8 protein-coding genes and 1 pseudogene are annotated in these 8,066 nt (G+C 65.5%); 3 read left to right on the top strand and 6 right to left on the bottom strand.

Annotated features, from left to right (window positions below; translation table 11 throughout):
- Positions 1 to 190 precede the first annotated feature (190 nt).
- Positions 191 to 547 carry a hypothetical protein gene (locus tag H926_RS0104460; protein WP_022675248.1) on the bottom strand — a complete coding sequence of 119 codons (357 nt, stop codon included), beginning with the start codon at positions 545 to 547 and terminating at the stop codon, positions 191 to 193.
- A 56-nt stretch (positions 548 to 603) separates the two neighbouring features.
- Between H926_RS0104460 and H926_RS0104455 the strand changes: the two genes are divergently transcribed.
- A complete protein-coding gene (locus H926_RS0104455) occupies positions 604 to 1,035 on the top strand; it encodes a CBS domain-containing protein (protein WP_022675247.1) in 432 nt (143 codons plus the stop codon).
- Between the two features lie 146 nt (positions 1,036 to 1,181).
- Here the strand turns inward: H926_RS0104455 and H926_RS0104450 are convergent, their stop codons facing one another.
- Positions 1,182 to 1,892 carry a DUF1013 domain-containing protein gene (locus H926_RS0104450; protein ID WP_022675246.1) on the bottom strand — a complete coding sequence of 237 codons (711 nt, stop codon included), beginning with the start codon at positions 1,890 to 1,892 and terminating at the stop codon, positions 1,182 to 1,184.
- A 183-nt stretch (positions 1,893 to 2,075) separates the two neighbouring features.
- On the bottom strand, positions 2,076 to 3,077 hold the full coding sequence (locus H926_RS0104445; RefSeq protein WP_028657578.1) for an NAD(P)H-quinone oxidoreductase: 1,002 nt from the start codon (positions 3,075 to 3,077) through the stop codon (positions 2,076 to 2,078).
- Positions 3,078 to 3,177: 100 nt separating this feature from the next.
- Here H926_RS0104445 and H926_RS0104440 point away from each other — a divergent pair, with 100 nt between their 5' ends.
- Positions 3,178 to 3,417, top strand: a complete 240-nt coding sequence (locus H926_RS0104440) for a DUF1192 domain-containing protein (RefSeq protein ID WP_022675244.1) — start codon at positions 3,178 to 3,180, stop codon at positions 3,415 to 3,417.
- 266 nt (positions 3,418 to 3,683) lie between these two features.
- Positions 3,684 to 6,041 carry an ATP-dependent Clp protease ATP-binding subunit ClpA gene (clpA, locus tag H926_RS0104435; RefSeq protein ID WP_022675243.1) on the top strand — a complete coding sequence of 786 codons (2,358 nt, stop codon included), beginning with the start codon at positions 3,684 to 3,686 and terminating at the stop codon, positions 6,039 to 6,041.
- Positions 6,042 to 6,129: 88 nt separating this feature from the next.
- Here the strand turns inward: clpA and H926_RS25590 are convergent, their stop codons facing one another.
- The 3 genes and pseudogenes from H926_RS25590 to H926_RS32965 form a co-directional block, all read right to left on the bottom strand.
- On the bottom strand, positions 6,130 to 6,462 hold the full coding sequence (locus H926_RS25590; RefSeq protein ID WP_022675242.1) for a hypothetical protein: 333 nt from the start codon (positions 6,460 to 6,462) through the stop codon (positions 6,130 to 6,132).
- A 10-nt stretch (positions 6,463 to 6,472) separates the two neighbouring features.
- Positions 6,473 to 7,849 carry an MBOAT family protein gene (locus H926_RS0104425; RefSeq protein WP_022675241.1) on the bottom strand — a complete coding sequence of 459 codons (1,377 nt, stop codon included), beginning with the start codon at positions 7,847 to 7,849 and terminating at the stop codon, positions 6,473 to 6,475.
- Positions 7,850 to 7,865: 16 nt separating this feature from the next.
- Positions 7,866 to 8,066: pseudogene (locus H926_RS32965) on the bottom strand (SGNH/GDSL hydrolase family protein); the annotation flags it as partial.

Genomic DNA, 8,066 nt, shown 5'->3' with positions numbered 1-8,066 from the left:
GGTGCGGCCGGGCCGATGCGGGGCCGCACCAGCAGATGGCGGCGCCGCCTTTGCGCCGGCCCCGGCACCCAGCGCGGCACCAGCGGCCATTCCCGTGGAAGCAAGCACTTGGCGGCGGTTCATGGTCGGCACTCCGGTCTGGGCAGGCGCGTCCAGTTGCCGCCTGTGCCGGCGGGCGGCAAGATGAATTTCAGGATTCGTCCCAGTGCGAGGTATCGAGCCGGTCCTCGATACTTTCATCGTGACCCGTGCCGCTCGACAGGAAGACCAGCCCCATGAGCGCGGCCATCAGCATCATGGTCATGCCGATGCCGAGCGAGGTGGCGATGTAGAGATGGATCGAAACCAGCCCCACGCCCATGTAGAGCCAGGCATCAACCGCCACGATGACCAGCAGCGTAGCCAGGCCCATCCAGCGCAGCAGCCAGCGATAGCGCGCCCAAGCGTGCGCCGCATTGTGCGGATCATCCAGTGGAGACTGGTTGGCCATCGTGTTTCTCCCGATGCCGTTGCCTACAGGAAGGGCCTTGCCGCGCAACCGGAACATGTCATGATTGCCGTGGAGGCGGGACCAACTGCCCCAAGGGGAAGAGGAGCCAACCCATGACGATTGCGCGGTTGATTGCCGGGCGTTCCGGCGAAGTCTGGTCCATTCACGCACAGGACACGGTGGCTGACGCCATCGAGGTTCTGACCAGCCACAAGATCGGCGCCCTGCCGGTGCACGATGGCGAAAATGCCGTGGCCGGCATCTTTTCGGAAAGAGACGTGATTCGCGCGCTCACCGCCCATGGCGAGGATGCGCTGCGCCTGCCGGTCAGCGCGGTGATGACCGCACCGGTGGTCACCATCAGCCCGGAAACATCGGTGATGGAAGCCCTGGCGCTGATGACGCGGCGCCGGTTCCGCCACCTGCCCGTGCTGGAAGACGGGCGCATGGTGGGCTTCATCTCGATCGGCGACCTGGTGAAATACCGGCTCGACCGGATCGAAGCGGAAGCTGACGCGATGCGCGTCTATATCCAGTCGGTCTGACCAGCAGAAAGCCCCTCCCGCCTGCGGGAGGGGTTTGGGGAGGGCGTGTTCGCCCGGTCCCGTGATGTGACATCCCCTCCCCCGGCCCCTCCCGCAAGCGGGAGGGGGGATTTGGGAAGTGCCCTCCCGCGAACGGGAGGCAGTGCTCAGCTGTCGGAAATGCCTTCGGCGCGGCGCGCTTCGAGCCAGGCCATGGCTTCGGCGTGCTGGGCCGCTTCGGAGGCCGCCTTGGACTGCGCTTCACGCTGGGCGCGCAGTTCCTCGATCAGGGCATCGCGATCCGAACCCAGGCGATCGGTAACCGCGCCTTCGTCTTCGGCCGGAACGCCGGCGCGCTTCGACGCCTTGCTCACCAGCATGTCCAGCTCGCGCTGCGAGCACAGGCCCAGGGTCACCGGATCCTTGGGATTGATGTTGGCGATGTTCCAGTGGCTGCGATCGCGAATCGCGGCGATGGTCGTGCGCGTGGTGCCGATCAGCTTGCCGATCTGCGCGTCGGAAATTTCCGGATGGTGACGCAGGATCCAGGCGATGCCGTCGGGCTTGTCCTGGCGCTTGGACACCGGGGTGTAGCGCGGGCCCTTGGTGCGGCTGACGGCGAGCGGGGCGCGCTGCATCTTGAGGCGGTATTCGGGATTTTCCTGGCCGCGATCGATTTCGGTCTGGCTCAGTTCGCCCGAATGGAGCGGGTTGCGCCCGGTGTACTTGGCACCGGCCAGATCGTCGGCCATGGCCTGCACTTCAAGGATATGCAGCCCGCAGAATTCGGCGATCTGTTCAAACGTCAGGGCCGTATTGTCGACAAGCCACGAAGCAGTGGCATGCGGCATCAGCGGATACGTGGGCTGGTTGCTCACGGCATGGTCCTCTTTTTATCGTGCGCGATTGGCTGGTGAAATAACAGGTCTGTGCGGCGCGGAAACAATAAGGGCCGCCCCTTCACGGAGCGGCCACTTGCCGGCAAAGATGTAAGCGAGCCCGGCCCAAACGGCAAGAGCAATCCGCGCCAGGCCCGATTTGCCTGGGTTGCGGGGCCGGAATCACCCCATCTTGAGCACGATCTTGCCGATATGGTGGCCCGCTTCCATGCGCGTGTGGGCAGCGGCCGCCTGCTCCATCGGAAAGGCCTGGTCCATGATCGGGCGCAGCTTGCCGGCTTCGACCAGGGGCCACACCGTCTGGGCGATTTCCTGCGTCAGCAGCGCCTTGAACGTGGCCGAACGCGCCCGCAGGGTAGAGCCGGTGAGCGTGAGGCGCCGGGACATGACCTGGGCCATGTTGATCTGCGCCTTGACCCCGCCCTGCACGGCGATGGTCACATGGCGGCCGTCTTCGGCCAGGCATTGCAGATTGCGCGCCACATAATCGCCGGCGACCATGTCGAGCACCAGGTTGACGCCCCTGCCGCCGGTAATGTCCTTTACCGCCTCGACAAAATCACTGGCCTTGTAGTCGATTGCATGATCGGCGCCGATCTCCAGCGCGGCACGGCACTTGTCGGCGCCGCCGCACGTCACGATCACCGTCAGGCCGAACAGCTTGCCGAGCATGATCGCCATGCTGCCAATGCCGCTGGTGCCGCCGTGAACCAGGATCGTCTCGCCTTCGCAGGCCCAGCCGCGCTCGAACACGTTGTGCCACACGGTCAGCAGGGTTTCGGGCAGGGCCGCAGCGCAATCGAGCGGCAGGCCATCGGGCACCGGCAGGCACTGCGCGGCCGGGGCCAGGCAATACTGGGCATAGCCGCCGCCCGACACCAGCGCGCAGACGGCCTGGCCCAGAAGCGGCGCCGTCACGCCTTCGCCCAGGACGACGACCTGGCCGGAAATTTCAAGGCCGGGAAGCGGCGAAGCGCCCGGCGGCGGTGGATAGAGACCCTGGCGCTGGATCACATCAGGGCGGTTGACCCCGGCATAGGCCACCTTGACCAGCACCTCGCCCGGGCCGGGACGGGGCACCGGCAGGGTTTCAGGCCGCAGCACCTCGGGCCCACCGTGCTCTGCAAATCCCACTGCCGTCATCGTCACCGGAAGATCCAGCATGCGCCGCCCCATGTTTTGACGTCATATCTGCGTCAACCGCATCCCCTAGCCATGGGACAGGTTGACAGCAAGCGTTTGCCGTCCAACATTGTGCACTGCGATGGACGTCGAAGACCTTCCGCGCCGCAAGGGCGACCTGGCCAGCCAACTGGCCGCAGAACCGCTCGATGCGCTGTCGGTGGACGAACTGACGGCGCGCATCGCGCTGCTGGAGGCCGAGATCGCCCGCACCACCCGCCATCGTGATCGCGCCGGCCATACCCGGGCAGCGGCCGAGGCACTGTTCGGCGCGGCCCGGCCCCCGGCGCCACCGCCCAATTCCGGCGAAACCGGACGATGACCGCCGCCGCCCTTCACCTTGCCGGGCGGCATCCCCATATAGGGTTTCATACCCCTCCAACGCGCCCGGGTATCGGTCGCCGGCTTCCGCTCGTGCGGCGCCGGGCCGCTTACCCGGCAACGATATCGACGATTGAAGCATCCGTGGCGACCGCCCAACCTGGTTCGGCGGCGGTTAACCACCCCCATGCTTTCCTCCCGCAAGGGAACCATCCCGTGGCGGAATACTTCCGTCATGGCCAAGAGTGAGCCCCAGAAAGCGAGCCTATGCCCAGTTTCGCCCAGAGCCTCGAAAAGACGTTGCACAGCGCCCTGGCCAATGCCTCGGAGCGCAGCCATGAATACGCGACGCTCGAACATCTCCTGCTTGCCCTGATCGACGATGCAGACGCGGCGCAGGTGATGCAGGCCTGCGGCGTGGATCTTGGCGATCTGGGCGACGTGGTACGCCAGTACCTCGACCAGGAATACCAGTCCCTCAAAACCGCGGAAAAGGCCGATCCCCAGCCTACCGCCGGGTTCCAGCGCGTGATCCAGCGCGCCATCCTGCATGTCCAGTCTTCGGGCAAGGACACCGTCACCGGCGCCAACGTGCTGGTGGCGCTGTTCTCCGAACGCGATTCCTATGCCGTCTATTTCCTCCAGCAGCAGGACATGAGCCGCCTGGATGCCGTCAGCTATATCAGCCACGGCATCGGCAAGGGCGGCCGCCAGGTCAATTCCGGTTCGGCCAAGCCGAACGAGGAAGAAACCCCCAAGCAGGAAGAAAAGGCCGAAGCCAAGGGCGGCAACAAGAAGGATTCCGCGCTCGACCAGTTCTGCGTCAACCTCAACGACAAGGCGCTGCTGGGCAAGGTCGATCCGCTGATCGGCCGTGGCCCGGAAGTGGACCGCACGATCCAGATCCTGTGCCGCCGTTCCAAGAACAACCCGCTCTACGTGGGTGATCCGGGCGTGGGCAAGACGGCCATTGCCGAGGGCCTGGCGCGCAAGATCGTCGAAGGCGAAGTGCCCGAAGTGCTGACCAAGGCAGTGATCTATTCACTCGACATGGGCAGCCTGCTGGCCGGCACGCGCTATCGCGGCGATTTCGAGGAACGCCTCAAGCAGGTCGTTTCCGAGCTGGAAAAGATGCCGCACGCGATCCTGTTCATCGACGAGATCCACACCGTGATCGGCGCTGGTGCCACCAGCGGCGGCGCGATGGATGCGTCGAACCTGTTGAAGCCCGCGCTGTCGGGCGGGACGATCCGCTGCATCGGCTCGACCACCTACAAGGAGTTCCGCAACCACTTCGAAAAGGACCGCGCCCTGCTGCGCCGGTTCCAGAAGATCGACGTGAACGAACCGAGCGTGGAAGACACGATCAAGATCCTGAAGGGTCTGCGCACCGCGTTCGAGGAACACCACAAGGTCAAGTACACGCCCGAGGCGATCAAGACCGCGGTGGAACTTTCGGCGCGCTACATCAACGACCGCAAGCTGCCCGACAAGGCGATCGACGTGATCGACGAAGTGGGCGCGATGCAGATGCTGGTGCCGCCGTCCAAGCGCAAGAAGACCATCACCGCGCGCGAGATCGAGGCCGTGATCGCGACGATGGCGCGCATCCCGCCCAAGTCGGTCAGCAGCGACGACAAGAAGGTGCTGGAACACCTGGAGCGTGACCTCAAGCGCCTGGTGTTCGGCCAGGACAAGGCGATCGAAGTGCTGTCGAGCGCCATGAAGCTGAGCCGCGCCGGCCTGCGCGATCCCGACAAGCCGATCGGTTCGTTCCTGTTCTCCGGCCCCACCGGCGTGGGCAAGACCGAAGTGGCCCGCAGCCTGGCCCAGATCATGGGCATCCCGTTGCAGCGCTTCGACATGTCGGAATACATGGAGCGCCATTCGGTCAGCCGCCTGATCGGTGCCCCTCCGGGCTACGTCGGGTTCGACCAAGGCGGGTTGCTGACCGATGCCATCGACCAGCAGCCGCATTGCGTGCTGCTGCTCGACGAAATCGAAAAGGCGCATCCTGACCTGTTCAACATCCTGTTGCAGGTGATGGATAATGGCCGCCTGACCGATCACCACGGCAAGACCGTGGATTTCCGCAACGTGGTCCTGATCATGACCACCAATGCGGGCGCATCGGACATGGCCAAGCAGGGCATCGGGTTCGGCGACGTGTCGAAGCAGGACGCCGGTGACGAAGCGGTGAAGAACCTGTTCACGCCGGAATTCCGCAACCGCCTCGATGCCATCGTGCCGTTCGGCTATCTGCCGCCCGAAGTTGTCAGCCGCGTGGTCGACAAGTTCGTGCTGCAGCTGGAACTCCAGCTGGCCGAGCAGAACGTGCACATCCAGTTCGACAGCGATGCGCGCGCCTGGCTGGCCAAGCGCGGCTATGACCGGCTCTATGGCGCCCGGCCCATGGCTCGCCTGATCCAGGAAAAGGTCAAGAAGCCGCTGGCCGAGGAACTGCTGTTCGGCAAGCTGGCCAATGGCGGGGAAGTGCATGTCAGCCTCAAGGATGATGCGCTGAACTTTGAACTGACCCCGGCCGCGCCCAAGCTGGTCAAAAAGAAGGCCAGCAAGCGCAAGGCGAGCGACACCGCGAGCGAGCCCAACGCCGACGAGGCCTGAGCCGGGTTAAACCGACAATGACAGAAAGGGCGGGAAGCACAGCGCTTCCCGCCCTTTTTTCATGCGTGCCTGGGGTTGGCTGGCCGGCTCAATCCCGCCCGGCAGCAGGCGGCGCCTCGCCCCGCGCGGCATCGGCCCAGCGCTCCACGCTATCGACCACGGTGTTGAGGCCCAGTTGGCCGGCCTTGTCGTGCCAGGCATCGGCCGCCATCACGATCGGCGCGGTGAAATCGTTGGGCGGCAACTGATCGGCCCAATTGGCGATGGCGTGGGAATTGAACAGGGCCAGCGCCAGACTGCTGCTGATCAGCACGCCCCAGGCCCAGCGCCAGCCGTCCTGCAGCGTGGCATCGTGTTCCTGCGCCAGATCGATGGGGGATTCGCCCCAGGGCAGGCCATCTTCCGTGCTGCTCTTGTCCATCAGGCCACCTTCAGAACTGGAAATAGATGAACGGGGCAATGCCCCCGCCGCGCAAGCCTTCGATGACCAGCAGCACCAGCGTGCCGATCAGCCCCACTGCCCAGCCCGGCATGACCGCCAGCGCCCGGGCCGAGCGCTGCACCCCGTCGCGCGGGCCGAAATGGCAAGCCATGCCCAGCGCCATGAGCGCCAGAATCCAGCCGCTGGCGAGCGGCGCACCGCCGGCATGCCCCGCTGCCATCCCACGTAGAAAGGCAAGGGCACCGGAAAACTCGCTGCAGCGGAAGAGTATCCAGCCCAGCGCCACGATATGGAAGGTGATCACCGTGCCAGCCCAGGCCGGCAGCACGGGCCAGGTTGCGGGCCGCGCGCGCTGCCACAGCCGCTCTGCCACCAGCACGCCGCCGTGCAGCGCGCCCCAGATCACGAAATTCCAGCTGGCCCCGTGCCACAGCCCGCCCAGCACCATGGTGCCGAACAGCGCCAGGCAGGTGCGCCACAGCGCCTGGCGCGAGCCGCCAAACGCGCCGATATAGAGGTAGTCACGCAGCCAGCTCGACAGGCTGATATGCCAGCGGCGCCAGAAATCCTGCAACGAGACGGCGCGGTAGGGCTGATCGAAATTGCGCGGGAAGCGGAAGCCGAGCAAGCCAGCGAGGCCAATCGCCATATCCGTATAGGCCGAAAAATCGCAATATATCTGAACGGCATAGCCATAGGCGGCGAGCACCAATTCCAGGCTGGAATGGCCCGCCGGATCAGTAAAGACCGGATCGACCAGGTGCACCGAGATATCGTTGGCGATCACCGCCTTCTTGACCGTACCCCACAGGATCAGGATCAGGCAGGCCATCGCCTCTTGCCGGCCCAGGCGCGGCGGATGGCGCAGTTGCGGCAGCAGATGGCTGGGCCGCACGATCGGGCCTGCCACCAGGTGAGGAAAGAAGCTCATCAGCAGGGTAAGATCGAGCAGCCGCGCCGGCCGGGTGCGGCCGTTGTAGACGTCGATCACATAGCTCAACCCCTGGAAGGTGAAGAACGAGATACCCACCGGCAGGATGATCGCCTGCGCCAGCGGCATGCCCGCCAGATCGGCCAGGAAGCCGGCATACTTGAACCAGCCCAGCACGCCCAGGTTGCCCAGGATCGCCAACCACAGCCACGCCAGCCGTGGCCCGCGCCCGGCGGCGATGATCCGCGCAAACAGCCAGTTCCACCCCGAACTGGCGATCAGCAGCGCCACGAACCGCGCATCCCACAGGCCATAGAACAGCCAGGACGCCAGCAGCAGCATGATCACGCGCCAATCGCGCGCGCGGGCCATCAGGCGGTTGAGCGCAAAGACCGCCAGGAAGAAGACATGAAACCCAAGCGTGGGAAAGAGCATGGCCGCGCCGCAGTCGTCAGCGTGGACGCGGCGGCGGGGGCAGGGTGCTAGCCGCAGCGAACAGGTCTGCCGCGAGCCCCCCGCCGATCAGGCGGCCGCCGTCGCGCGTGAAATGCACGTGATCGCCGCGCTGCAGCCCCTGCGCCACCCAGGCCATGGTTGTGCACGGGCCGCCCATGGCGCCCTGCCAATCCCAAAAGCCCAGGCCCAGCGCCGT

This window comes from Novosphingobium sp. B-7, assembly GCF_000410615.1.
In the GTDB taxonomy this organism is placed as follows: domain Bacteria; phylum Pseudomonadota; class Alphaproteobacteria; order Sphingomonadales; family Sphingomonadaceae; genus Novosphingobium; species Novosphingobium capsulatum.
Note: the sequence above shows the minus strand (reverse complement) of the source record. Positions and strands in the feature narration are given on the sequence as shown.